The 23,584-nt window shown below is 65.8% G+C and carries 18 protein-coding genes and 1 tRNA gene; 7 read left to right on the top strand and 12 right to left on the bottom strand.

The genetic code is table 11. The features are described 5' to 3' along the window. Positions 1–196: 196 nt before the first annotated feature. Complete coding sequence (locus FYJ92_RS17735) at positions 197–2,836, top strand: trehalase-like domain-containing protein (protein WP_185261874.1); 2,640 nt, start codon at positions 197–199, stop codon at positions 2,834–2,836. A gap of 124 nt (positions 2,837–2,960) precedes the next feature. On the opposite strand, the gene FYJ92_RS17730 is transcribed toward FYJ92_RS17735, so the two are convergent. The 4 genes from FYJ92_RS17730 to FYJ92_RS17715 all read right to left on the bottom strand — a co-directional run bounded on the left by FYJ92_RS17730 (position 2,961) and on the right by FYJ92_RS17715 (position 6,567). Then, positions 2,961–4,109, bottom strand: coding sequence for an FAD-dependent oxidoreductase (locus FYJ92_RS17730; protein ID WP_185261873.1), 1,149 nt, complete (start codon positions 4,107–4,109; stop codon positions 2,961–2,963). Positions 4,110–4,129: 20 nt separating this feature from the next. Next, positions 4,130–5,056: an AEC family transporter gene (locus FYJ92_RS17725; RefSeq protein WP_185261872.1), complete on the bottom strand. Its 927-nt coding sequence runs from the start codon at positions 5,054–5,056 to the stop codon at positions 4,130–4,132. Positions 5,057–5,107: 51 nt separating this feature from the next. Then, the gene (panD, locus tag FYJ92_RS17720) at positions 5,108–5,533 is read right to left on the bottom strand and encodes an aspartate 1-decarboxylase (RefSeq protein WP_185261871.1); all 426 of its coding nucleotides are present in this window, start codon (positions 5,531–5,533) and stop codon (positions 5,108–5,110) included. 107 nt (positions 5,534–5,640) lie between these two features. Beyond that, positions 5,641–6,567: a LysR substrate-binding domain-containing protein gene (locus FYJ92_RS17715; protein ID WP_185261870.1), complete on the bottom strand. Its 927-nt coding sequence runs from the start codon at positions 6,565–6,567 to the stop codon at positions 5,641–5,643. Positions 6,568–6,720: 153 nt separating this feature from the next. Here FYJ92_RS17715 and FYJ92_RS17710 point away from each other — a divergent pair, with 153 nt between their 5' ends. Together FYJ92_RS17710 and FYJ92_RS17705 are read left to right on the top strand one after the other, a co-directional pair. Further along, positions 6,721–8,184, top strand: a complete 1,464-nt coding sequence (locus FYJ92_RS17710; protein ID WP_185261869.1) for an amino acid permease — start codon at positions 6,721–6,723, stop codon at positions 8,182–8,184. Between the two features lie 307 nt (positions 8,185–8,491). Beyond that, entirely contained in the window at positions 8,492–12,010 is a 3,519-nt protein-coding gene (locus FYJ92_RS17705) for a bifunctional proline dehydrogenase/L-glutamate gamma-semialdehyde dehydrogenase (RefSeq protein ID WP_185261868.1), read from the top strand. A 613-nt stretch (positions 12,011–12,623) separates the two neighbouring features. Here FYJ92_RS17705 and FYJ92_RS17700 read toward each other — a convergent pair. Next, positions 12,624–13,478: a LysR substrate-binding domain-containing protein gene (locus tag FYJ92_RS17700; RefSeq protein ID WP_185261867.1), complete on the bottom strand. Its 855-nt coding sequence runs from the start codon at positions 13,476–13,478 to the stop codon at positions 12,624–12,626. 161 nt (positions 13,479–13,639) lie between these two features. Between FYJ92_RS17700 and FYJ92_RS17695 the strand changes: the two genes are divergently transcribed. After that, complete coding sequence (locus FYJ92_RS17695; protein WP_185261866.1) at positions 13,640–15,016, top strand: MFS transporter; 1,377 nt, start codon at positions 13,640–13,642, stop codon at positions 15,014–15,016. A gap of 94 nt (positions 15,017–15,110) precedes the next feature. On the opposite strand, the gene FYJ92_RS17690 is transcribed toward FYJ92_RS17695, so the two are convergent. Beyond that, complete coding sequence (locus FYJ92_RS17690) at positions 15,111–16,265, bottom strand: N(5)-(carboxyethyl)ornithine synthase (protein WP_185261865.1); 1,155 nt, start codon at positions 16,263–16,265, stop codon at positions 15,111–15,113. Beyond that, positions 16,262–16,399 (bottom strand): hypothetical protein, encoded by a 138-nt coding sequence (locus FYJ92_RS17685; RefSeq protein ID WP_185261864.1) that lies wholly within the window; start codon positions 16,397–16,399, stop codon positions 16,262–16,264. Before FYJ92_RS17685 ends, FYJ92_RS17690 begins: the two co-directional genes overlap by 4 nt. A gap of 199 nt (positions 16,400–16,598) precedes the next feature. Between FYJ92_RS17685 and FYJ92_RS17680 the strand changes: the two genes are divergently transcribed. Further along, positions 16,599–16,976 carry a hypothetical protein gene (locus tag FYJ92_RS17680; RefSeq protein ID WP_185261863.1) on the top strand — a complete coding sequence of 126 codons (378 nt, stop codon included), beginning with the start codon at positions 16,599–16,601 and terminating at the stop codon, positions 16,974–16,976. Positions 16,977–17,016: 40 nt separating this feature from the next. Here FYJ92_RS17680 and FYJ92_RS17675 read toward each other — a convergent pair. Beyond that, a tRNA-Gly gene (locus FYJ92_RS17675) sits at positions 17,017–17,090 on the bottom strand. A gap of 249 nt (positions 17,091–17,339) precedes the next feature. Between FYJ92_RS17675 and FYJ92_RS17670 the strand changes: the two genes are divergently transcribed. Further along, on the top strand, positions 17,340–17,783 hold the full coding sequence (locus FYJ92_RS17670; protein ID WP_185261862.1) for an SRPBCC family protein: 444 nt from the start codon (positions 17,340–17,342) through the stop codon (positions 17,781–17,783). 3 nt (positions 17,784–17,786) lie between these two features. Here FYJ92_RS17670 and FYJ92_RS17665 read toward each other — a convergent pair whose 3' ends face one another. Next, a complete protein-coding gene (locus FYJ92_RS17665; RefSeq protein ID WP_370526051.1) occupies positions 17,787–19,508 on the bottom strand; it encodes a CAP domain-containing protein in 1,722 nt (573 codons plus the stop codon). Positions 19,509–19,646: 138 nt separating this feature from the next. On the opposite strand from FYJ92_RS17665, the gene dcd reads away from it, so the two are divergent. Further along, positions 19,647–20,222 carry a dCTP deaminase gene (dcd, locus tag FYJ92_RS17660; protein ID WP_185261861.1) on the top strand — a complete coding sequence of 192 codons (576 nt, stop codon included), beginning with the start codon at positions 19,647–19,649 and terminating at the stop codon, positions 20,220–20,222. A gap of 63 nt (positions 20,223–20,285) precedes the next feature. On the opposite strand, the gene FYJ92_RS17655 is transcribed toward dcd, so the two are convergent. The 3 genes from FYJ92_RS17655 to FYJ92_RS17645 all read right to left on the bottom strand — a co-directional run bounded on the left by FYJ92_RS17655 (position 20,286) and on the right by FYJ92_RS17645 (position 23,452). Continuing rightward, positions 20,286–21,467 carry a cation:proton antiporter gene (locus tag FYJ92_RS17655; protein ID WP_185261860.1) on the bottom strand — a complete coding sequence of 394 codons (1,182 nt, stop codon included), beginning with the start codon at positions 21,465–21,467 and terminating at the stop codon, positions 20,286–20,288. A 5-nt stretch (positions 21,468–21,472) separates the two neighbouring features. Then, positions 21,473–21,955 (bottom strand): cation:proton antiporter regulatory subunit, encoded by a 483-nt coding sequence (locus FYJ92_RS17650; protein WP_185261859.1) that lies wholly within the window; start codon positions 21,953–21,955, stop codon positions 21,473–21,475. 93 nt (positions 21,956–22,048) lie between these two features. Continuing rightward, a complete protein-coding gene (locus FYJ92_RS17645; RefSeq protein WP_185261858.1) occupies positions 22,049–23,452 on the bottom strand; it encodes an MFS transporter in 1,404 nt (467 codons plus the stop codon). Between the last annotated feature and the right edge of the window lie 132 nt (positions 23,453–23,584).

Below are 23,584 nucleotides of genomic sequence, written 5' to 3'. Positions count from 1 at the left end.
GGCGTTAAAGCCTGCCCAACGTGACACGACACGACACGACGCGACGCGACGCGGGGCCAGGGGCGGAGCGTGGGCGCCGTCGTCGGACTTTTACACAGCCGCAATAAGGGGGACTTTCGGAGGAAATCGTCCAGGCGGACAATTAAACTGCCCCCTTCGGCCTTCCCGGGCCAGGCTCTGCTTTAGGAGTGCACGCATGGCTACGCCGTTGAATCAGAGCGTGGCGGATTCCGCCCTGCTGACCAGATCGCTGCCGCTTGGCCTGCTGCGGACGTTCATCCAGTCGGACCTGGCGGACGAAGGCTTCACGCCAACCCTCCTGGCCGAATTGAAGGTCCTGGCCCGCGTCCCCGGGCTGCTGGTGGCTTGCAACTACGGCGGAACCTTGTGCGATGCGGAGGGAATCTCCACGGAGACCCTGCCTCTGGGGAGCGCTGCGATTGCGCTCCGAGCCCTGGCCGCCCTGCCCAACACCCATGCCGCGGTCGTCTCAGGGCGCTCGCTGCGTGACCTCGCCGCAGTGTCCCGGCTGCCCGCGGAGGTGCATCTCATCGGATCGCACGGCGCGGAGTCGGACATGGCCTTCGCCCACGTCCAGGACCTCGCCACCGAAGCCACGCTCCACCAGGTCAGCACAGTACTGTCTGAGGCCGTGGGTTTCCATGAGGGCATCTGGATCGAGCGGAAGCCGGTGGCCGTGTCCGTGCACACCCGGCCAGCCTCACCGGCGGTGGTGCAGGTGGTGACGGAAACGGCGCGGGAGATCGCCAAGGCACATGGGCTGTTCTTCATCGTGGACGGTTCGGTCCTGGACCTCTCCGTAGTGGAACCGGCCAAGGCGGACGCCCTGGAAAATCTCCGGTCCCGGCTGGGCGCGAGTGCTGCGCTGTACGCCGGGGACGCCTACAGCGACGAACTGGCCATGGCCACGCTCCGCGGCCCGGACCTGGGGTTGCGCGTAGGCCCGGGGGAAACCCGCGCTTCCCACCGGCTGCGGGACCCGGAATCCTTCGCCCGCGTGTTGGCCCTCCTGTTCGAGCTGCGGCGGGCCTGGCTTTTCGGCGAGGACGCAGTTGGGCTGGAACGCCACACGATGATCGGCAACGGATCCTCCACCGCCTTGGTCACTCCGGATGCCAAGGTCTGCTGGATGAGCCACCCCCTCCCGGATTCAGGATCGCTGTTCGCCCACATCCTGGGCGGTGACGCCGCCGGGCACTTCTCCGTTGAGCCCGTCAAAGCCTCACAGGTTCTGGGCCAGCGCTACGTGGACAGCACCATGATCGTGGAGACGCGCTGGGCGGACGTGACAGTCACGGACTACCTGGAGCCGGCACCGGAAGGGATCACCAGCCTGGTCCGGGTGCTCTCCGGCACCGGCGGCGCCAGGATTGTCTTCGCACCCCGGCCGGACTACGCCAACGCGCCGTTCAGCATGGAAGCCCGCGGCGATGAACTCCATGTGGTGGGAACCTCCGATCCAATCTTCCTTTTTGCCCCGGGAGTCAGCTTCACCATCACCTCTGACGGCCTCCACGCCACGGCCACCGCTTCGGTCAACCTCCAGGATGGCCCGGTGGTCCTCAACCTGCGCTGCGGCGACACCGAACCCGCGCAGGTGCACCCCGGCGGGGAGACCGACCGGCGGGCCGGGGTGGCGCTCCACTCCCGCCGCTGGGTGCAGGAACTGGAGCTGCCCTCGGTGAAGCCATCACTGGTCCGCCGCTCAGCCCTGGTTCTCCGCGCCCTTGTGCACGAGCCCACGGGTGCCGTGCTGGCCGCGCCCACCACGTCCCTGCCCGAAGGAATCGGCGGCACCCGGAACTGGGATTACCGCTACTGCTGGCTGCGGGACGGGTCCATGACCGTCAACGCGCTGGTGGACCTGGGATCCACGGCGGAGGCGGCCGGGTTCCTCAGCTGGCTGGGCCGGATCCTTGAGCACGCACCGGGCCCGGAATGGTTGCATCCGCTGTACTCGGTGACGGGGGCGCCCCTGTCCACGGAGGCTGTCATCGACAGCCTGCCCGGGTATGCGGGATCCCGGCCGGTCCGGATCGGCAACGCCGCGGACCACCAGGTCCAGCTGGATGTCTTCGGTCCGGTGGCTGAGCTGATCGACAGCGTCAGCTCACGGAATGGTGTCCTCGAGGATGACCACTGGGACCTGCTGGTGCAGATGGCGGCGGCCGTCCTGGCCCGGTGGCACGAGCCGGACCACGGCATCTGGGAAGCCCGGCGCCCGCCGCGGCACCACGTCTACACCAAGGTGATGTGCTGGGTGACGCTGGACCGCGCACTCCGGACCGCCGCCCGGCACGGCAGGGTGCCGGACCCGTCGTGGGAACCCCTGGCCCGGACCATCCGCGAAGAAGTCCTGCGCGAAGGCTGGGATGACTCGGCCGCGTCCTTTACAGTGGCCTACGACAGCCCCGACCTGGACGCAGCCGTCCTGCACATCGGGCTTTCCGGCCTGCTGGATGTCACGGACCAGCGGTTCCTGGACACGGTCACCGCCGTGGAACGGGAACTGCGGGTGGGCCCCACCGTGTTCCGGTACAGGTACGACGACGGCCTGCCGGGTTTGGAGGGCGGCTTCCACATCTGCACCACCTGGCTGATTGAGGCCTACGTTGCGGTGGGCAGGATCGAGGAGGCCTGGGACCTGTTCGACCAGCTGGTGAACCTCTTCGGCCCCACCGGCCTGCTGCCCGAGGAATACGATCCCAGCACGGAGACGCACCTGGGGAACCACCCGCAGGCCTACTCGCACCTGGGGTTCATCCGCTGCGCCCGGATCCTGGACAGGCACAAGCCGGAGGTCAAGAGGCCGTAGGGCAGGTCCATAAGTGACGCTAGGCCATCAATCGGTATATCGCCGTGTTGTGGCTGCTGGCCACTGAGCTGGTTGGTGGCGGCCTCTGGGTTCTGTCGAACGGGGCTTTCAAGCCCAGGCCCCATCAGCGGGCCGCCGAGAAGATCTGCGGGACGTCCCGGGTCCCCGTGGCCAGGTCCGCGAGGATCCGGCCCACCACGGGAGTGAACTTGAAGCCGTGCCCGGAGAAGCCGGCGCCGATGACCACCGGACCGATCCGGTCGAGGATGAAGTCCTCATCCGGAGTGGTGGTGTACGTGCAGCTGATGGCCTCGAATGACTCGGCGTCCACACCTGGCAGCCAGGTCCGGGCATAATCCTGCAGGGCCGCGAGCTGGACTGTTTCGGGGAGGAAGGACCGCCGGTCCGGATCCACCACGGGACCGACGCCGTGCCAGCCGGCCTTGATTCCTTCGCCCGGAGTGTGCATCCCATAGACGGGTGAATACCAGCCCTTGTAGGCAGGTCCGGGTCCCGGAGTGTGGTTGAAGCCGGGCCACAAAGCTCCTTGATCGGCGACGCGGAAGTGTGCCGGCTGCTCCTGGGTGACCGTGAGCCGGGGAATTCTGAGTTTTCCGCTTCCGGCCGCGCCGGACAGCAGCTTCTCCGTCCAGCCGCCGGCTGTCACCACGGCCTGCGCGGCGGTGACCACCTCGGTCCGTCCCGAGGCGACAGGGCTTTGGTCCGCCAAAGTGAGCCGGACGCCGTCGTCCATGATTTTCAGCTCCACCACCTTGGTGTGGTGCCGGATCTCTGCGCCGCGGGCTGCGGCGAGTCGCTGGAAGACGGGGAGTGCGGCCTCGGGGTTCAGCTGGCCGCCGTCGGGCATGAAAAGGACCGGCTGGTCGAAGCGGATGCCGCGCCACCGCTCGGCGGCCTCCTCCGGCCTTAGGGACTCCGCCCGGAGGCCTGCCTCGGTGAGCGCTGCTTGCACCAGCGCGAGCCGCGGATCAGGGCCATGGTTGACGATCCCCGTGCGCGTGAGCAGCAGTTCGCCGCTGTCCTGCTCGAGTTCCTCCCATAGCGCCAGCCCCTCGACCAGCATGGCCACGAACTCCGGCCGGTGGTATCCCGGATTCAGGTTGCGGGTGCTGCCGTGCGATGCCCCGTTGTGGTGGCCGGGGCCGAACTGTTCCAGCAGCGTGACCTGCCGGCCACGGCGGGCCAACGCCCAGGCAGCCGCAGAGCCCATTGCTCCGCCGCCGATCACAACAGTGTCCAGGATTGTTTCCACAGGGCTCCTCAAGTCTGACGTCAGTTAAGCAGGAGGGCGACGCCGGTCATGGCGGGTACCGCCACCACCGTGGTGATCAGGACGGTGTCCTTGGCCACGGTGGTGCCGGTCTGATAGCGGCTGGCCGCCACAAAGACATTTTGCGCCGTGGGGAGGGAAGCAACCACCACGGCCGCGAACAACGCCTGGCCTTCGACACCCAAGGCGAAGCGGGCAAAAACATAGGCAATGGCCGGGTGGACCACAAGTTTGAAGGCGCTGGCCAGAAGCGTGTCCACGCGCCTGCCGGCGGCCGCCTGCAGAGGCCGGCTGCCGCTCAGGCTCATGCCGAAGGCAATCAGCATGGCCGGAATGGCCGCCCCGCCAATGAGGTGGATGGGCTCAAGGACCAGCGGCGGAACGTCCCAGCCTGTCCCTGCCACAAGCAGGCCCAGGCCGGAGCCAACAATCATCGGGTTCCGCAGGATCATCAGGATGAATCCCCAGGGCGTGGTGCGGTGCGAGCTGGTGCTGGCGTCCAGGATCATCAGGAAAACCGGCGTGAGAAAGGCCAGCTGGAAGATCAGCAGCGGCGCCACATAACTGGCGTCGCCCAGGACGTATACGGCGATGGGGATACCAAGGTTCGCGGAGTTGGCCAGGGAAGCGGCCATCGAGGACATCACGGCCTCCGGCAACGCACGCTTCAGGACGAACTTCACAATGCTGAAGAAGATAAGGGCGGTGCAGACGGCGGACACTGCAGTGACCAGCAGCGGTTCCGCGAAGACTTCCCCCAGCTGCGCTTTGCTGAGGGTCTCGAAGAGCAGGGCGGGGCTGGCCACGAAGAATGTCAGGCCACTGAGGACCTGGCGGGCGTTGTCGCCAAGGATCCGTTGGCGGCCCACGAACCAGCCCACCATGATGATGGACCAGACAACAAAGAAGCCCTGCAGCACCCCTACCAAAAAAAGCCTCCGAGGCGACGGCGGCGGTGCCTGCCCGGACTCACGCTCCGGCTACAGGGCGGCGTTGTTAAGGGCGAACGGCGGGCGCATCAGGCCCGGCGTGAGGCCCTCGGCGGGGTCATTGCCAAGCTGGATGATCCTGTTGTCCTGGTCCACGTGGACCACGCGGGGCTCATAGGCCCGGGCTTCCTCGGTGGTCATGGCCGCGTAGGTGATGAGGATGACTACGTCATTTTCATGCACCAGGTGCGCGGCCGGGCCGTTGATGCCAATGACACCGGAGCCGCGCTCGCCGGCGATGGTATAGGTCTCCAGGCGCGCACCGTTGGTCACATCAACGATGGCCACGAGCTCACCGGGAAGGATATCGGCAGCATCCAGCAGGTCCAGGTCAACGGTGACCGATCCTACGTAGTGCAGGTCGGCGTGTGTGACGGTGGCCCGGTGAATTTTGGACTTGAACATTGTGCGATTCATAACCCGCCCAGTCTAACGCCGGCTCCCGGATCGCGCTGTGACGTACTGAACATGGCCCCGGAGGCTGCCCGAGCACCCGCCCGGAACGTGACCGGGCGATCCGGCACCTACCCGGACGCGCCGCCGTCGTCCGTCCTTGCTACTGAGATGGCAGTGGCTGCCAGCGTCTCGCGGGCGGCGAGGATGGCGGGCCGCTGCGCGCTGGCGCGTCGCACCGACGTGAACACGGTCCGGCGCGGATGCCCCGGCAGATCCAGCAGCCGGGCGGTGGTGCCCCGCCCCGTCCAGACGAGGTCCGGCATCAGCCCCACGGCATTTCCGGACTCAATCAGCCGGATTTGCGCCTGCAGGTCCGCTGTCTCGAAGCGCACGTCGGGCTCGAATCCCGTACTCCGGCAGGCCTGCTCCGCCCAGTGCCGGGAGGCTGCACCGCGGGGCTCCATAACCCATGGCAGTGCGGCAGTGTCTTCCAGCGACGTTATGGGCGGCCGGCTGGAATCCGCCGGCGGAACGGCCAGTCGGATCGCGTCAGTGGTCAACTTGATGCGGTCCAGTTCCGGGTACCGCGGGGCGGCATGGCCCGGATACTGTTCGGCGATGACCAGGTCAAAATCGCGCGCCCACGTCTCGTGCAGCGCCGTTTCCGGTTCGCGCTGGATCATTTCGATCCGGACCTCCGGGTATTCCGCCGTCATCCGCGTGAGCGTGTCCGGCATCAACGCCAGGGCCGCGGACTGGAACACCGCAATCCGGACCGTTCCCGTGACAGTGGTCAGCGACGCCGCCAGGTCCGCTTCCGCCTGCTCCAGGGTTTCGAGCAGCTGGCCGGTGTGGGCCACCAGGACTTCGGCCTGGGGCGTCAGCTGCACGCGGCGCCCCGTTTTCCGGAGCAGCTCCACGCCCACTTCCTTTTCCAGCAGGGCCAGCTGCTGGGAGACCGACGACGGGCTGTACTGCAGTGCCTCCGCCACCTCCGCCAGGGTGCCCCGGATCTTCAGTTCGCGGAGAAGCCGCAGGCGACGGACATCGAGCATGGCAATATTCCTTGATGAATCTAATGGATATTGGTTAGAAGTAGTCACTTTATCTAACGCAATTGCGCTTGCATACTGGTGTACCTGAGTCACCCCTGTCACAGCCTCTTCCGGGGCGCCGCGATGGGGCCGCACCCCACGCAGGAGTCCTTGATGAGCCCTAAAGATTTGACCCAGTCGATCATGAGGCGCAAGCCCATTGACGACATCGAAGAAGAGAACAAACACAGCGGATTGTTCAAGAGCCTCGGGCTCTGGCAACTGACGGCCATCGGCGTCGGCGGGATCATCGGCGTCGGTATTTTCTCCCTGGCCGGGCTGGTGGCTGCCGGTAGCGGAGACAACCCCGGCGTCGGCCCGGCGGTGCTGTTTTCCTTCCTGATCGCCGGCCTCGCCAGCGCGGCGGCCGCGCTGTCCTACGCGGAATTCGCCGGCATGATCCCTCGGGCGGGCTCGGCCTACACGTACGGCTACGTGGCGCTCGGCGAGATCATTGGTTGGTTCATTGGCTGGGATCTGCTGCTCGAGTACATCGCGATTGTGGCAGTAGTGGCCATCGGCATATCCGGCTACTTCGACGCGTTTCTGACCGGCATTGGCATCCATATGCCCGCCTGGATGACCGCGACTCCGGACGAGGGAACTGGCGGTATCGTCAACATCCCGGCGATCGCGGTTTGCCTGCTCGTGACCTGGATCCTGTCCCGAGGCACAAAGACGTTCGGCCGCTTCGAACTCGTGGCCGTCGGAATCAAGGTAGTCCTGATCCTGTTCATCATCGGTCTCGGCATCTTTTACATCGATACGGGCAACTACAACCCGTTTATGCCCAGCGGCTTCGGCCCGGTTGTAGCGGGCGCGGCCACGGTGTTCTTCGCCGTCTTCGGTTACGACGCCATGAGTACCGCCGCGGAAGAGGCGACCGACGGCAAGAAGCACATGCCGAAGGCCATCATCATGTCCCTCATCATCGCGATGCTCCTGTACGTCGCCGCCACCCTGGTACTCACCGGCATGCAGAACTACCAGGACATCGACCCCAAAGCCGGTTTCGCCTCCGCGTTCAACGGGGTGGGACTGCCGGTCATCGCCACGATCATCTCGGTCTTTGCCGTGTTGTCCATCCTGACGGTGATGCTCACCTTCCTGCTCGGCGTCACCCGTGTCTGGTTCTCGATGAGCCGCGACGGTTTGCTCCCTGGCTGGTTCGCCAAGACGGACCGCCACGGCACTCCCCAGCGCGTCACCTGGATTGCCGGCATCGCTTCCGCCCTGCTGGCCGGCGTGTTCCCGATCAAGGCAGTCGCCGACCTGACCAACATCGGCATCCTGGCCGCGTTCGTCGTCGTCTGCTTCTCGGTGATCGTGTTCCGCTACAAGAAGCCTGACGCACCACGCACCTTCCGGCTGCCCCTGATGCCGCTTGTTCCGGCCTTCGGCGTCCTGGCGTCCGGATTCCTGATGTTTCAGCTGCACTGGGAGACGTGGCTGCGTTTCAGCGTCTGGCTCGTCATTGGCCTGGTCATCTACTTCGGCTACGGCCGTAAGCACTCGCTGATGAACCCTGACAGTCCCCGGCACGAGGAAGCCGTGGAAATGCACCGGCCCCTCGGCTGACCCCCGGCCTCCCAGCCCAACCCTGACGCTCTCTCACTTTCGGGGCGCGAACGACGAACCCTCTCTCACGTCCTGTGGGGGAGGGTTCGTCCGTTTTTCAGGAAGTGAGAGAGGGTTGCCCGAAAACCCGCGTTAAGCGCGAGAGGGTTGCCCAAAATGTGGCTATTTCCTGACCGTTCGGACGGCCATTAAAAGCATTGATTTTTCTAACCTGTATTGCTCAGAAAACGTCGCTTTATCTTACGTGACCGGAAGATCATACTGGTGGAAAGAACGACCTCACCAACGGAAAGAACGAGTGTTAGATATGATCAACATTTCAACGGAGCCCGGCGCTTTCACCGGGAATACGGCCACCGAACCGGCCGTTGCAGCCACGTCCCACGTGCCCGAAGCCCAGGCCTTGGCCGGGGAAGCAATCGGGCTGGTGCGCCGCTGGTTGACGGAAGCCGCCAAGGTCCCCGTGGATGCCTCCGCTGAACAGCTCGCCGGTGTGCTGAAGGATCCGAACGGACTGGACTTCACCGTGGGCTTCGTGGACGGCGTGGTCCGCCCGGAAGACCTCCATGTGGCTGCCCGCAACCTCGCCGCACTGGCGCCCAAGGTCCCGGCGTTCCTGCCCTGGTACATGCGTAGTGCCGTCCGCCTCGGCGGCACCATGGCCCCGGTCCTGCCGCAGGTTGTCATCCCGATCGCCCGCCGTGTGCTCCGCGAAATGGTGGGCCACCTGATCGTTGACGCCACCGACGCCAAGCTGGGCCCGGCCATCGCCAAGATCCGCAAGGACGGCATCAAGCTCAACGTGAACCTCCTCGGCGAGGCCGTCCTGGGCGAACACGAGGCGTCCCGGCGGCTCGCGGGAACCCACACGCTCCTGGCCCGCCCGGACGTGGACTACGTCTCCATCAAGGTTTCCTCCACCGTGGCCCCGCACTCCGCCTGGGCATTCGACGAGGCCGTGGAGCACGTCGTCGAGAAGCTCACGCCGCTGTTCACCAAGGCCGCGTCCTTCGCCGGCGCCGGGAAGAACGCCAAGTTCATCAACCTGGACATGGAGGAATACAAGGACCTGGACATGACCATCGCGGTCTTCACCAGGATCCTGGACAAGCCCGAGTTCAAGAACCTCGAGGCCGGAATTGTGCTGCAGGCCTACCTCCCGGACGCCCTCGCCGCCATGATCCGCCTCCAGGACTGGGCCACCGAGCGCCGCGCCAACGGCGGTGCCGCCATCAAGGTCCGCGTGGTCAAGGGCGCCAACCTGCCCATGGAACACGTCGAAGCCTCGCTGCACGACTGGCCGCTGGCCACCTGGCACACCAAGCAGGATTCGGACACCAACTACAAGCGCGTCATCAACTACTCGCTGCACCCGGACCGGATCAACAACGTCCGGATCGGCGTGGCCGGCCACAACCTCTTCGACATCGCATTCGCCTGGCTGCTCGCCAAGCAGCGCGGCGTGGAATCCGGCATCGAATTCGAGATGCTGCTGGGCATGGCGCAGGGTCAGGCTGAAGCCGTCAAGAAGGACGTCGGATCGCTCCTGCTCTACACCCCCGTGGTGCACCCCGCCGAGTTCGACGTCGCCATCGCCTACCTGATCCGCCGCCTCGAAGAGGGCGCCAGCCAGGACAACTTCATGTCCGCGGTGTTCGAACTCAGCGAGAACGAATCCCTTTTCGAGCGTGAGAAGCAGCGCTTCCTCGCCTCCCTCGCCACGCTCGACGGCGAGGTCCCGGGCCCGAACCGCCGGCAGAACCGCGCCCTCCCGGCCGCGCCGATGCCGCACGACTCGTTCGAGAACACCGCGGACACCGATCCGTCGCTGCCCGCCAACCGCGACTGGGGCCGTGCCATCCTGGGCCGAGTGGCAGGCTCCGCGCTGGGCAACGCCGCCGTCGAGGCCGCCACGATCAACGACGAGGCGACCCTGAACGCCGTCATCGCCACCGCCGTCGAGAAGGGCAAGGCCTGGGGTGCCCTGACCGGCGACGAGCGCGCCGAGATCCTGCACCGCGCCGGCGACGTCCTCGAAGCCCGCCGCGCCGACCTCCTGGAGGTCATGGCCAGCGAAACCGGCAAAACCCTCGACCAGGGCGATCCCGAGGTCAGCGAAGCCGTGGACTTTGCCCACTACTACGCCGAGTCCGCCCGGAAGCTGGAAAAGGTCGACGGCGCCACGTTCGTCCCGGCCGAGCTCACCGTGGTGACCCCGCCGTGGAACTTCCCGGTCGCCATCCCGGCAGGGTCCACCCTCGCGGCACTCGCCGCCGGCTCCGCCGTCGTGATCAAACCCGCCAAGCAGGCCCGCCGCAGCGGCGCCGTGATGATCGAAGCACTGTGGGAAGCCGGCATCCCGCGCGACGTGCTGACCATGGTCCAGCTCGGCGAGCGTGAGCTCGGTCAGCAGCTGATCTCGCACCCCGCAGTGGACCGCGTGATCCTCACCGGCGGCTACGAGACGGCAGAGCTGTTCCGCTCCTTCCGCAAGGACCTTCCGCTGCTGGCCGAGACGAGCGGCAAGAACGCCATCATCGTCACGCCGAGTGCGGACCTGGACCTGGCCGCGAAGGACGTGGCGTATTCCGCGTTCGGCCACGCCGGCCAGAAGTGCTCCGCCGCCTCCCTGGTGATCCTGGTGGGCACTGTTGCTAAATCGAAGCGATTCCACAACCAGCTGGTTGATGCCGTCACCTCGCTGAAGGTGGGCTACCCGCAGGACCCCACCAGCCAGATGGGCCCCATCATCGAGCCCGCAAACGGCAAGCTGCTCAACGCCCTCACCACCCTGGGCGAGGGCGAAACCTGGGCTGTGGAACCGCGCAAGCTGGACGATACGGGCCGTCTCTGGAGCCCGGGCGTGCGCTACGGCGTGCGCCGCGGATCCTACGTCCACCTCACTGAATTCTTCGGACCGGTCCTGGGCGTCATGACCGCTGACACGCTGGAGGAGGCCATCGAGATCCAGAACCAGGTCGAGTACGGCCTCACCGCCGGCCTGCATGCCCTGGACCCGGACGAGCTCGGCACCTGGCTGGACTCCATCCAGGCCGGAAACCTCTATGTGAACCGCGGCATCACCGGCGCCATCGTGCAGCGCCAGCCGTTCGGCGGCTGGAAGAAATCCGCCGTCGGGGCCGGGACCAAGGCAGGCGGACCCAACTATCTGACCGGCCTCGGCTACTGGGTTAGTGCGGAAGCCGCAGCCGCGGCAAGTGTCACCAATGCGGGCGTCGGCCGCATCCTGAATGCCGCCGCGGAGGCCCTGGATCCGGCGGAGCGCGAGTCGCTCCAGCGCTCCCTGGAGTCTGATGCCCTGGCCTGGGACGAGGAGTTCGGCAACGCCCAGGACGTTTCCGGACTGAGTGCGGAGCGGAACATCTTCCGCTACCGTGCGCTGCCGGTCACCGTGCGGCTCTCCGAAGGTGCCCCACTGGCCCACCTGGCGCGGACCGTGGCGGCCGGCGTCCTGGCCGGTTCGGCACTCACCGTCTCCACCGCCGTCGACCTTCCCGCCCAGCTGCGCGCCGTGCTTACCGGGCTGGACATCAACGTCACGGTGGAGTCCGACGCCGGTTGGCTGGCTTCGGCGGCCCGCCTCGCCGCGGCGGGCAAACTGGCCGGGGCGCGGATCCGCCTGATCGGCGGGGACGCCAAAGCCCTCGCCGAGGCCACGGACGGGCGTCCGGACCTGGCGATCTACGCCCACGCGGTCACGGAGGCCGGGCGGGTGGAGCTGTTGCCGTTCCTGCACGAGCAGGCCATCAGCATTACGGCCCACCGGTTCGGCACCCCGAACCACCTCTCGGCGTCACTGATCTAGGGCTGGTCTAGGCCGGACTCAGGGCGGCCGAAGACACGAAAAGGCCCGGTGGCCGCCATCAGGCGGTTGCCGGGCCTTCGCTATTGAATAGTTGGGTAGTGATCAGGGGCTGCGCCGGGGCGAGCCTGGAGACCGTTGGTGATTAGCCCAGATACCAGCCTGGGGGAGTCCACGATGCAGGAACATTATGGGCGGAGAAATTTTCGCAACGGGTGCAGGTGTAGGCGACTTCGCCCAGTGTCCTGACCGCCCCGTCACGCCGGTACACCGGCGGAATGTAGGACTCGAGGTAAATGAACTCATCAGTGCCGCACTTGTCGCATGTGGGCTTGCCGATGTACTCGGCGGCCCGCGAAATGCCGGTGTTGTGGCTGGAATGATGGGTGACCAGCGGCCGTGCAGTGCTATGTCGCTGGGTATACACAGTGTGTAAATGGGTATTCTCGGCTGTCGTCATTGGCTGCCTATCCCGAGTACGGCCGCATCATGGGCTGCAGGGCGCACTCGTAGTGTTAAATTTGCCACTGCTTGACCCATGGATAATCCAGCATAGAGGAGGCGGGCTTTTACTTCAATGGTTCGTTAACAGCCCTGAACCCTGCGGCAAATTTGGTCAGACCGACTTTTTGAGCGTCCGTCCGACGATGGCCTGAGTCAGCGCATCGATCACCTCGGCGTTGGCCAGCGGGTTGCGGATGAGGGTGAAGTCGACGTCGCCCACCGGCGGCAGGTCGAACCGGCGGGTGATGATTTTCAGGTCTTCGGGAACCAGCGACGTCGGCATCACGGCAACGCCGATGCCTGCCCGGAGTGCCGCCAGGACGCCGCTGATCTGCCGGGTGGTGCACGTGATCCGCCAGGTCCGGCCGATTGATTCCAGCGCATCGATGGCCAGTTTCCGGCTAAGGCTGGGGGAGGGGTAGGCGATCAGCGGTACGGGATCCCCGGGCTCCAGGGACGTCTGCTCCAGTCCCACCCAGGAAAAGGTGTCGTGCTGGACCACCGTGCCGTCCTTGACGCCGGCCACCCACTTCACAAACACCAGGTCCAGCTGGCCCGCGTTGAGTTTCTTGTACAGCTGGTCGCTCTGGCCAACGGTGAGCTCCAGGTTGATCTGTGGATAGACCTGCCGGAACTCACGAAGGATCCGGGGGAGGCCGGTGATGGCCAGGTCGTCGGCCGTGCCGAAACGCAGCCGACCCCGCATGGCCGAGCCGGAAAAGTACCGCGTAGCGGCATCGTGGGCGGCAAGGATGGTGCGGGCGAAGCCGGCCATCGCGTCCCCGTTGTCCGTGAGCCGGACATCGCGCGTATCCCTGCTGACGAGGATGCGCTTCGCGGCCGTCTCCAGCTTGCGGACGTGCTGGCTGACGGTGGGCTGTGCCAGGCCCAGGCGTTCCGCTGCCTTGGTGAAACTGAGCGTCTCGGCCACAGCAAGGAAGGAGCGGAGCTGGGCGGGTTCGAACACGATGGACTCCTTGGCTGCCTGGCCGGCTGTTCACCCACGTCAGAGCGGGAGATATTACGTTTTGTAATGGTAGTTATAGACGCGATAAGACTACATAATCACGTGGGATCAGCCTAGCGTGGGAAGCATCCCAGTCCGCCCGCTTCCCTGAGGACATCCCTGTGGCACCCCCACCGCCAACGTCGGCAACCGTCAGCCAGCCCGTCATCGACTCCGCCTCCGCCGCTTCCACCCGGACCCAACCCATCGCCTTGGTCAGTGAACACCTTCCCTGGCGGCACACGTTTATCTCCCTGCGAGTCCCCAATTTCCGCATCTTCGCGATTGGGCACTTTGTCGCGGTCACCGCCCTCTGGATGCAGCGGATCGCCCAGGACTGGCTGGTGCTGGAACTGTCCGGTTCCGTCACCGCCGTGGGCATCACGGTGGCTCTGCAGTTCATGCCGTCGCTGCTTCTGGGGCCGTGGGGCGGCATGATGGCGGACCGGTTCGCCAAGCGCAGGATCCTCATCCTTTGCCAGAGCCTCGCCGCGGTCCTAGCTGCGGCACTCGCGGTGCTTGCCCTGACGGGCGCCATCGAAGTGTGGCACGTCTATGTCATCGCGCTGCTGCTGGGCCTGGTCACGGTACTGGATCAGCCCGCGCGCCAGGTGTTCGTCAACGAGCTGGTAGGTCCCAGGTACCTCCGGAACGCCATCAGCGTCAACTCCACCACGTTCCAGCTGGGCGGACTGATCGGCCCGGCGCTGGCAGGACTGCTGCTCACCGCCGTTGGCGCCGGCTGGGCCTTCGCCGCGAATGCGCTGGCGTGCTGCTCCACGGCGACCATGCTGATGCTCCTGCGCAAGGAGCAGCTGTTCCTCAGCGCTCCCGCCCCCAAGAGAAAGGGCATGCTGCGTGAGGGGCTGCAGTACGCGCTCAGCAAACCCACCATCTACTGGCCGTGGCTGATGGCCGGCTTCATCTCCGTCTTCGCCATGAGCTTGCCCGTCCTGCTCGCCGCCTTCGCGGACCACGTGTACGACGTCGGTGCCGGTGGCTATGGCCTGCTGAACGCCCTGGTGGCACTCGGAGCGTTGGCCGGTGCTGTCGCCTCCACCCGGCGCCGCCAGCTGCGGCTCCGGTCGGTGGTATTCTGCGCCGGAATGTACGGTCTGATGCTGTGCCTGGCCGCACTGGCGCCGTCCATGGTGTGGTTCAGCGTGGTGATGGTCCTGTCCGGATTCTGGTGCCTGATGTTCCTGACCAGTTCCAACCAGCTGGTCCAGATCAGCTCCAACATGGGCATCCGGGGCCGGGTCATGAGCCTGTACATCATGGTGCTGATCGGCGGCCAGGCCATCGGCGGGCCCATGCTCGGCTGGATCGCCGAGCACGTGGACCCGCACGTGGCACTCTTGGTCTCCGGCGGGGTGCCGGCGCTCGCCGCGGTGACTGTCGGCGTCGTCCTGGCACGAAAGGGCGCGCTGTCACTCAGGGTGGACCTTAAGGACCGGCGCCACCCGCTGCGGATCATCAGCCGTGAGGCAGCCGCGTAAAAAGCATGCGTAAACAGCCCGGCGCAGAAGGCCCGGACTAGAGGGTCCGCCTAAAAGGGCCGCGGCGTACGCGCCGCGGCCCGAGGGGTGCCGGCTAGGCCGGGAGGTGCGGGTACTCGGCCTCGCGCCGCTGGAATTCCAGCACGTCCTTGTTGAGGACCACACCCTCGCGGATCTCGATGGAGCGGGAAATGGTTTCGTTTCCGTCCCACGCCTCCGGGCCGCCGATGACCGTCTCAAGGAACGGCAGCAGGGCCTGGCTGATCTCCCAGCTGGAGGAATTCCAGAGGTAGGACGGGCTGTGGTCCACTGCGTAATAGTTGATGTGGTCGCCGATGGTAAACATCGGTTCGGCGAACGTGGTGGAGCGCGCCCAGCTGAAGCCCATTCCCTCATCGCATGACACATCGACCACCAGGCTGCCCGGGCTGAACGCCGCGAGGTCCTCAGCCCGCAAATACGTCAGCGGATTGTTCGGGTCCTGCAGCGTGCAGTTGACCACGATGTCGCTTTCAGCCAGGAACGGCGCCAGCGGAACCCGGCCCCGCTCAGTGATGACCTGGCTCAGGAAGGGCGCCTTGTCGTCATGATCAAACTGGACGATGTTGACCGAGTGGATCGGGGCGCCGACGGCGGCTACTCCCCGGTTGGTGAGCACCTGGACATCGTGGATGCCGTGCGCGTTCAGCGCGGTTACGGCGCCGCGGGCGGTAGCGCCGAAACCAATCACCACGGCACTGAGCCGGCGGCCGTAGTCGCCGGTGGATCCGGTGAGCGAGAGCGCATGAAGTACGGAGCAGTACCCTGCCAGCTCGTTGTTCTTGTGGAACACGTGAAGCCCAAAACCGCCGTCGCTCGCCCAGTGGTTCATCGCTTCGAAGGCAATCAGCGTGAGCTTCTTGTCGATGGCCAGCTGCGTGATGGCACGGTCCTGGACACAGTGCGGCCAGCCCCAGAGGACCTGGCCGTCCCGCAGTTCCGCGAGGCACTCCGGCTGCGGCTTCGGTAGGAGGACGACGTCGGCCTCCGCCAGTAGCGCTTCCTTGGTGGCCATTTTGCCCACCAGGGTTCCGAGGTGGTCATCCGAGACGCCGAAGCGCTCGCCGTAGCCCTGCTCCAGGATGATGCGCTGGCGCAGTTCCGGCGCGATCCGCTCGAAATGCAGGGGGTGGATGGGGAGGCGGCGTTCGTCCTGTTTCCGGGTGGAGGCCAGGACGCCCAGGGTCAGGTGGCTCTGTTTGCCACTCACTTCTTTTTTGCGGCCTTGGACGTGACGTCCAGGGAGGTGGCCGGGGCTCCGGCGGCCCGCTTGTCGGCGCGCTTTTCCTTGATGGACTTGCCGGCTTTTTTGGATGCTGCTTGACGCGGGGACTTGTCAGCCATGATTGCTCCTGTAGCGGAACCGAAGAGGTTCCTGACTTCTGACGATACACGGCAGGGCCTAACGGCCACCGAAGGATGCGCGTACAAAGTTGAAACCGACCCGCCGGCGCGCCGACCATTGTGCCCGCGGGTTCCCGGTGTGAAAATGGCGCTCTGGGCACTGTGCCGGGCAGGCCTGCGGAAGTACGGGAACAGAATCATGGGAACCATCACGATTGAGAGTACGGTCCTTGTCCCCTGTGGCCGCCCGGAGGTCTACGCGTTCTGCGTGGATGTCCAGGCCCGCTCGGCAGTTCCCGGCCAGGAGGGCGTGGTGCTCCATGTCGAGCACCTGGTGGCGGACCGTTCCTGGACCGAAACACACGAAACCCGCACGGAAACCATCACCTGTTCGTGCGTGGTGTATCCCGTGGCGGACAGCACCCGGCTGACCGTGACTGCGCAGTACGTTCCCAAGGGAATCGGGCGCATGTTTTCCGGGGTCAAGGAGGGCACCTGCCGGAAACAGGAGGCGGCCAGGCTGGCGACGCTGAAGAAGGCCGTGGAACGGGCCATCAGGAAGGCCCGGAGCAGCTAGGAATCGCTGCCGCGCGGCGGACACCATGATTCGAAGATTTTGGAGCGGCTGACGGGAATCGGACCCGCGTATCAAGCTTGGGAAGCTAGCGCTCTACCATTGAGCTACAGCCGCATCGCCCCGTTTTGAGCGGGGCAGAACTTAGCTTAGCGCAGATGCGATCCAGCGTCCGCACCGGGGCCACGCACCGCGTGCGTGTCCGCCGGGATAGCCGCTACCCGCCGCGTCATCCAGTAACTCTTCAATAACGGCGCCGCCGGTGGCTAGGTCCGGGGCGGGCCAAGTGGCTACTCTGAACCCGTTAGCTGCGGTGTCATGGGGGTGGGGCGGGCTACCACTGACCGCCGCTAACTAAGGACTCCCATGGCATTTGCAGAGCACGAGGTACTTATCCGGTGCGACGCAATGAGTGTGTACACGTTCCTGGTGGACGGCATGAACCTTCCGCAATGGCGGGGGGGCATCCGCAGCATCAGCCTGGTGACCGGTGCCGCCGGAACCAAGGGCGCCGTCTACCGGCAGACCACCACGGGCCGGTCAGGCCGGACCATCTCCGCCGACTTCGAAATAACGCAGGCCAGGCCGGGCGCCGAGATCGAGTTCCGGGTGATCTCCGGACCGTCGCAGCACTCCGGCGGCTACTACCTCAGCACCGAACCGGCCGGCACAAGGGTCAGATTCGCCCTCGAATACCAGCCCAGGGGCCTCCTGGGCCTGATGAACACCGGCATCCAGCGCACCATCAAGGCCGAAGTGTCCCAGCTCGCGCGGCTCAAGGATGTCCTGGAATTGCGGTCGGCGGCCTGAGGGCTACTGCGCCAGCCGCTGGCCCGCCCAGCTTCCGGTGATGTTCGACGGCGACGCCAGGGTTCCGGTGCTCAGGTTCCAGTACTGCACCACGTCATTGGCCCGGCGCAGCGCCACCCCCGTGGAGTTCAGGGCGGTCACGTCACGCAGCGGACGGATTCCGGTGACATCGGCCCAGTCGGTGGTGACGGTAAGGCGGGCTTCGACGCGTGGCGCCGGAGTGCCTGCTCCGCGGTAAAGCAGCACACCGCCGTCTGGCTTTATGGCCAGGAGATCCTGGAAGCCGTCGGCGTCATAATCCACCATGGCGAGCTTCCTGGCCGATACGCCGGTGGCCATCTGGGTGCGCGTGGACATGTCGGCCACGCCCACGTTCGGGTAGAGGAACAGGGTGCCGCCGGCGTCCAGGGCGACCAGCTGGGGAAGCCGGTTGTTGGCACACCAGCCGCCCACGGCCAGCGTCATGGTTTCCCAGCCGCCCGAGCCCAGTGTGAACGAGGGTTGGAACCCTCCGGTGGCGATACCCCGGTGGAGCGTCAGCCGGCCGTCGTTCCACTGGGTCAGGAGGTCATAGGCGCCGTCACGGTCCCAGTCTGTGGTGAGCACCTCCTTGGCCGTACCAAATCCGGAGCCGATGACCTTGGCAGCACCAAAGGTCCTGTTCCCTGTGGAGGGGCGGTTGATGAGCTGGCCTGAGGCGTTGATGGTCACCAGATCAGCTGCACTGTTGATCGCCGCGCTGGTCAGATCCAGGGTGGGCGGCATGTGTTTGACGGCGGGATCGCACACGGTGGGCGCCGGGGCGGGGAACGCGCCCCCGCCGGCGGAACTGCCCCCGGGGGAGGTGACGGTGCCGGCGGGCAGGGTGGTGTAACCGAAGAAGTTCACCACGCCCCAGATTGTGTACTGGCTGTTCGTGTAGGAGATCCCGGCGCCCATGACGTTGAACCGCGGATCGAGCAGCATCGCGTTGTGGCCGGGCGAGGTTTTCCACCACTCCACCAGCATTGCCGCGTTGCGGTCCGTGCGAATTGCGATGACCTCACCAGCGCTGGTCGGGTTCAGGGCCCGGGGATCGGTCCAGAAGCTGGCGCGGTGTTCAATGACTTCGCGGGAGGCGATGCTGTTGGACCACTCCTGCGCCAGGCCGGCAACCGTGGGGTGGTACTTGACCGGGGCCAGGCTATTGGCCACCCGGTACTTGTTGATTTCGTTGAAAACCGTGAGGATGGCGGCCGTGTTGCTGTCCGGCACCAAGGCCTCGGTGCCAAGGGATCCGGTAGTGAGGGATTCCGGTGCGCCGGCTGGCGGGGCGGGAGCCGCGGTTTTGTTGTGCGCCAGTTCAGCTTCGGGGGCCCAGAGGGGTGGGAGTGAGGGCGGCTCGGGCGCGACTGGTTCGGATCCGGTGGTCACGGGGGCAGCCACCGTCGCCGCCGGAGGCGCTGCTGCGGTCCCTGACGTGCCTTCTCCAGCGGGCGAGGCCGGGGTGATCACCGGTTCCACGGCTGGGGCGAGCAGGGACCCCAGTCCGGTACCCGCGTCCGCTGCACCGCCGTCGTCGTCCGCTGTTCCCGCCGGGCCCAACGTGACCGTGCGCGGCCCCAGGGCACCCACCTGGACTGACGGCCCATCCACCGTTGGGCCGGAATACATGCCGGCCGCCGGGGACACCAGCGCGAGCGCACATAGCATCGCCACAACGGCGGGCGCCGCAAATTTATTCAAAACCAACCCCAGATCAGTTCAGCTGTACCAACCGGGGAGACCATCCGGCGGTGTCATTCTGAGGCAACATTAGCCCCAGAAGGCGACAGCAACAACGAAAAAGTGTGCGCTGTGGACAACGCATAGTAATTTGGGACGGTGCTGATCTCTGACCGCGACATTCGTGCCGAACTAAACTCCCAACGGATCGTCCTCGAACCGTACGATCCCGAGATGGTCCAGCCGTCGTCCGTGGACGTCCGGATCGACCGGTTTTTCCGACTCTTCGACAACCACAAGTACGCGCATATCGACCCAGCGGAAGAGCAGCCCGAGCTGACCCGGCTGGTGGAAGTGGAGAGCGGAGAGCCGTTCATCCTGCACCCCGGTGAGTTCGTGCTGGGCTCCACGTACGAGACCGTCACGTTGCCGGACGATATTGCTGCGCGGTTGGAAGGCAAGTCCTCCCTGGGCCGCCTGGGCCTGCTGACGCACTCCACGGCGGGGTTCATTGATCCGGGGTTTTCCGGCCACGTCACGTTGGAGCTCTCCAACATGGCCACGCTGCCCATCAAGCTCTGGCCTGGTATGAAGATCGGCCAGCTGTGCTTCTTCCGGCTGACCTCGGCTGCTGAGTTTCCTTACGGTTCGGGCGAATACGGCAACCGCTACCAGGGCCAGCGCGGGCCAACAGCCAGCCGCAGCCACCTGAACTTCCACCGCACCGAGGTCTGAGCCGCGTCAGCGAGAGGTTGGTGAGGGGTGAGATCCCCCGGGGTGCGTGATTAGGCCCGTGGCCTATGCCTTTGCGGCCAACCGAACCGGCCCGCCGAAGGCCTTCAGTGCCGGCTCCACATAGCGCGCTGCCAGCGGCCCGAGGATGGCCATGATCAGCACGTAGGCGGTTGCCAGGGCGGCGAGGTCGTCCGGGACCACGCCTGACGCCACGGCCAGTCCGGCGATCACGATGGAGAACTCGCCGCGGGCAATCAGTGCGGCGCCGGCACGGAAGCGCCCCGGACGGGCAATGCCGGCCCGCTTGGCGGCCCAGATCCCTGTGAGCATCTTGGTAATGGCCGTGATGACCGCCAGGAGCAGGGCCCAGCCGAACACCGGCGGGATGGTGGCCGGGTCTGTGTTGAGCCCGAAGGCCACAAAGAAGATGGCTGCAAAGAGGTCCCGCAGCGGTTCCAGGATCCGGGTGGCGCTGTGGGCGGTAGCCCCCGAGATGGCGATGCCCAGCATAAACGCGCCCACTGCCGCTGAAACCTGCAGGGCGGACGCGACGCCAGCCACCAGCAGTGCAGCGCCGAGGAGATTGAGCAGGAAAACCTCGGAATTTTCGCTGTGCACGGCCTGGGACACCCGGTGGCCGTGGCGGAGCGCCACCATCAACACCACGGTGACCACTGCCAGGGAGATCCCCACTGTGGTGAGACCGCCCAGGAAGCCCACGCCGGAGAGGGTTGCAGTGAGGATGGGCAGGTACACGGCCATGGCCAGGTCCTCGAACACCAGGATGGACAGCACCACGGGAGTCTCGCGGTTACCGATCCGGCCAAGGTCCGTGATGACCTTTGCCGCGATCCCGGAGGACGATATATACGTGACACCGCCCATGACCATTGCGCCTACCAGGCCCCAGCCAAGCAGCAGCGCCAGTGCCGCACCGGGAACGAAATTCAGCACCAGGTCAAGAACACCGGCCTGCCAAGACTTGCGCAGACCGGTGAAAAGCTCGGCAGCCGTATATTCCAAACCGAGCATAAGCAGCAGCAGGATCACGCCGATTTCGCCGGAGAGATGTGCGAATTCTTGCATGCCTTCGAGCTTGACCACGCCGCCTGCGCCGAAGGCGAGTCCGCCAACGAGGTAAAGCGGGATGGGTGACATTCCGATCCGTCCGGCCAGCCTGGCCAGGAGGCCAAGGCAGAACACAACGGCCCCCAGTTCAATGAGGGTCAGGGCCAGCGGGTCCATGGCGCTCAGCCGTTGCGCAGGATGTCGGCCGCCGAATCGAGGCCTTCTTGCGTTCCCACTGCGACCAGGAGGTCACCGGAGTGAAGGACGACGTCGGGACCCGGTGACGGGAGCACCTCGCCTTCACGCATGATCGCCACGATCGAGACGCCGCAACGGGTGCGGATGCAGGCCTTCCCCATGGGCTGGTTCTGGAACGGGGATTCCGGAGCGATGGAGAACTGCCGGGTCACGATGCCCGGAATCTCCTTGTGCTCCTCACTCAGTTTCATGGCCAGGTGCTGCCCGCCCAGGAGGTTGCCCAGGGCAGCGGCCTCATCACCGGTCAGGGGGATTGACGCCTGGCAGGTGTCAGGATCGTCCCAGGTGGAAACGATGAGTTCCATCATGCCCTCCCGCAGCTCCACGACGCCGATGCGGCGGCCGGAAGCCGTCATGAAGTCCTTCCGACGGCCCAGGCCGGGGAGGTCAGTCTCGTCCACGTTCATACAACCCAGCCTAGTCTCCACAAACGGATTTCGGGTGGGTGCGCGCAGGGCGGCGCGGGCGTCCAGGGAGCGGGGCCTAAGTATCCGTTGGTGCTAGGAGACGGGAACGACGGCGATGGCGGTCTTGGCCGGCGACTTCACCGGGAGCAGAACCAGCAGGCCGGCGAGCAGCACCACCATGATGCCGAGTATGCCCCAGCGCTGGGCCTCGCCGGGCGCCACCAGCGGAGTGGCCAGCACGATGCACAGGGTGAACAGCGCCGGAGCCAGGAAGCTGACGGCGCGGCCGGTGGTGGCGTAGAGGCCGAACAGTTCGCCGGACTCACCGTGGGGTGCCAGCCGGGCCAGGTAAGCCCGCGACGAGGACTGGGCGGGCCCCACAAACAGGCACAGGAACAGTCCGAAGACCCAGAACGTAGTGCTGCCTGCCCACGCCGTGCCAAAGAAAATGTAGTCCCCGTTGCCGAGGACCAGGATCATGGTCCCGGCGATCAGCAGCCCCACGAGGGAACCCACAATGACGGCCTTGGGCCCCACCCTGTCGTCCAGGAACCCGCCGATGACCGCCCCCACGGCCGCCACCACGTTCCCGAAGATGGCGAAGAAGATGACTTCGGATAATTCGAAGCCGAACGTGCCGGCCGCGATGATGCCGCCGAACGTGAACACGGCCGCGAGGCCGTCGCGGAAGACGGCGCTGGCCAGGAGGAAATAGATGGTGTGCGGGCTGGTGGCATAGATTGCCTTGATCCGGCGGATCAGCAGGCCGTAGGAGGCCACGAAATTCAGGGGTTGGGCCCGCTCCGGCCGCGGGAGTTCAGGGACAGCGAACAGCACCGGCAGGGCGAAGATGAAGAACCACAGGGCGGAGAACACAGCTACCAGCCGGATGTTCAGGCTGTCCTCGGTGGAGGCGCCGAACCAGTCGAAGCTTGGCTGCACAAAGAGCTGCAGCACAATCAGCAATGCCACAATGCCGCCCAGGTAGCCCATGCCCCAGCCGAATCCGCTGACCTTGCCGATGTTTTTCGGCGTGGAGATCTGGGCCAACATGGCGTTGTAGTTGACGCCGGCGAACTCAAAAAACACATTCCCCAGCGCGATGAGAGAAACGCCCAGCAGCAGGAACTCCGGCCGAGGGAACACAAAGAAGCACAGGCCCGTCAGGATGGCCACGGCGGCCGTGTTGACCCCAAGCCACAGCTTCCGGCGGCCTCCGTTGTCCGAGCGCTGCCCGGTCACCGGAGCGAGCAGCGCGATGGCGATCCCCGCAATGGCCAGTGCACTGCCAAGAACGGCAGAAGCCTGGTCTTCGCCACCGAAGGCGTTGGAGGTGAGGTAGACGGTGAAGACGAAGGTGGTCATGACCGCGTTGAAGGCCGCCGAACCCCAGTCCCAGGCGGCCCAGGCGAGCACCCGGCCCTTGCTGGTGGACTGGGTTCCGGACGCGAGTTCCGATGACGGCTGTATGGCCTCAGGAGCGCTGGCGGTGTTCATAGCCTGAATCGTATCCGCCCGTGGCGAACAGGGCGGTGGTGATACGCCGGGCACCGGGGAAATTCCGGGGAGGCGTGGTCTTGTCCGGGGAAAAGCGTCAGGGCTGCCTTGATAAACTGTGGCCACCGAACC

Source organism: Pseudarthrobacter sp. NBSH8 (assembly GCF_014217545.1).
Lineage (GTDB): Bacteria > Actinomycetota > Actinomycetes > Actinomycetales > Micrococcaceae > Arthrobacter.
The sequence above is the reverse complement of the archived record's forward strand: the minus strand, read 5'-3'. Positions and strand labels throughout refer to the sequence as shown.

What these genes read in the sequence shown, in the direction of transcription:
- FYJ92_RS17650 (WP_185261859.1), bottom strand. Translation starts at nt 21,955, where the DNA reads ATGAACGTGGACGAGACTGACCTCCCCGGCCTGGGCCGTCGGAAGGAC.
- FYJ92_RS17685 (WP_185261864.1), bottom strand. Translation starts at nt 16,399, where the DNA reads ATGGCTGACAAGTCCCCGCGTCAAGCAGCATCCAAAAAAGCCGGCAAG.
- FYJ92_RS17680 (WP_185261863.1), top strand. Translation starts at nt 16,599, where the DNA reads ATGGGAACCATCACGATTGAGAGTACGGTCCTTGTCCCCTGTGGCCGC.
- FYJ92_RS17655 (WP_185261860.1), bottom strand. Translation starts at nt 21,467, where the DNA reads ATGGACCCGCTGGCCCTGACCCTCATTGAACTGGGGGCCGTTGTGTTC.
- FYJ92_RS17670 (WP_185261862.1), top strand. Translation starts at nt 17,340, where the DNA reads ATGGCATTTGCAGAGCACGAGGTACTTATCCGGTGCGACGCAATGAGT.
- FYJ92_RS17715 (WP_185261870.1), bottom strand. Translation starts at nt 6,567, where the DNA reads ATGCTCGATGTCCGTCGCCTGCGGCTTCTCCGCGAACTGAAGATCCGG.
- FYJ92_RS17705 (WP_185261868.1), top strand. Translation starts at nt 8,492, where the DNA reads ATGATCAACATTTCAACGGAGCCCGGCGCTTTCACCGGGAATACGGCC.
- panD (WP_185261871.1), bottom strand. Translation starts at nt 5,533, where the DNA reads ATGAATCGCACAATGTTCAAGTCCAAAATTCACCGGGCCACCGTCACA.
- FYJ92_RS17710 (WP_185261869.1), top strand. Translation starts at nt 6,721, where the DNA reads ATGAGCCCTAAAGATTTGACCCAGTCGATCATGAGGCGCAAGCCCATT.
- FYJ92_RS17645 (WP_185261858.1), bottom strand. Translation starts at nt 23,452, where the DNA reads ATGAACACCGCCAGCGCTCCTGAGGCCATACAGCCGTCATCGGAACTC.
- FYJ92_RS17735 (WP_185261874.1), top strand. Translation starts at nt 197, where the DNA reads ATGGCTACGCCGTTGAATCAGAGCGTGGCGGATTCCGCCCTGCTGACC.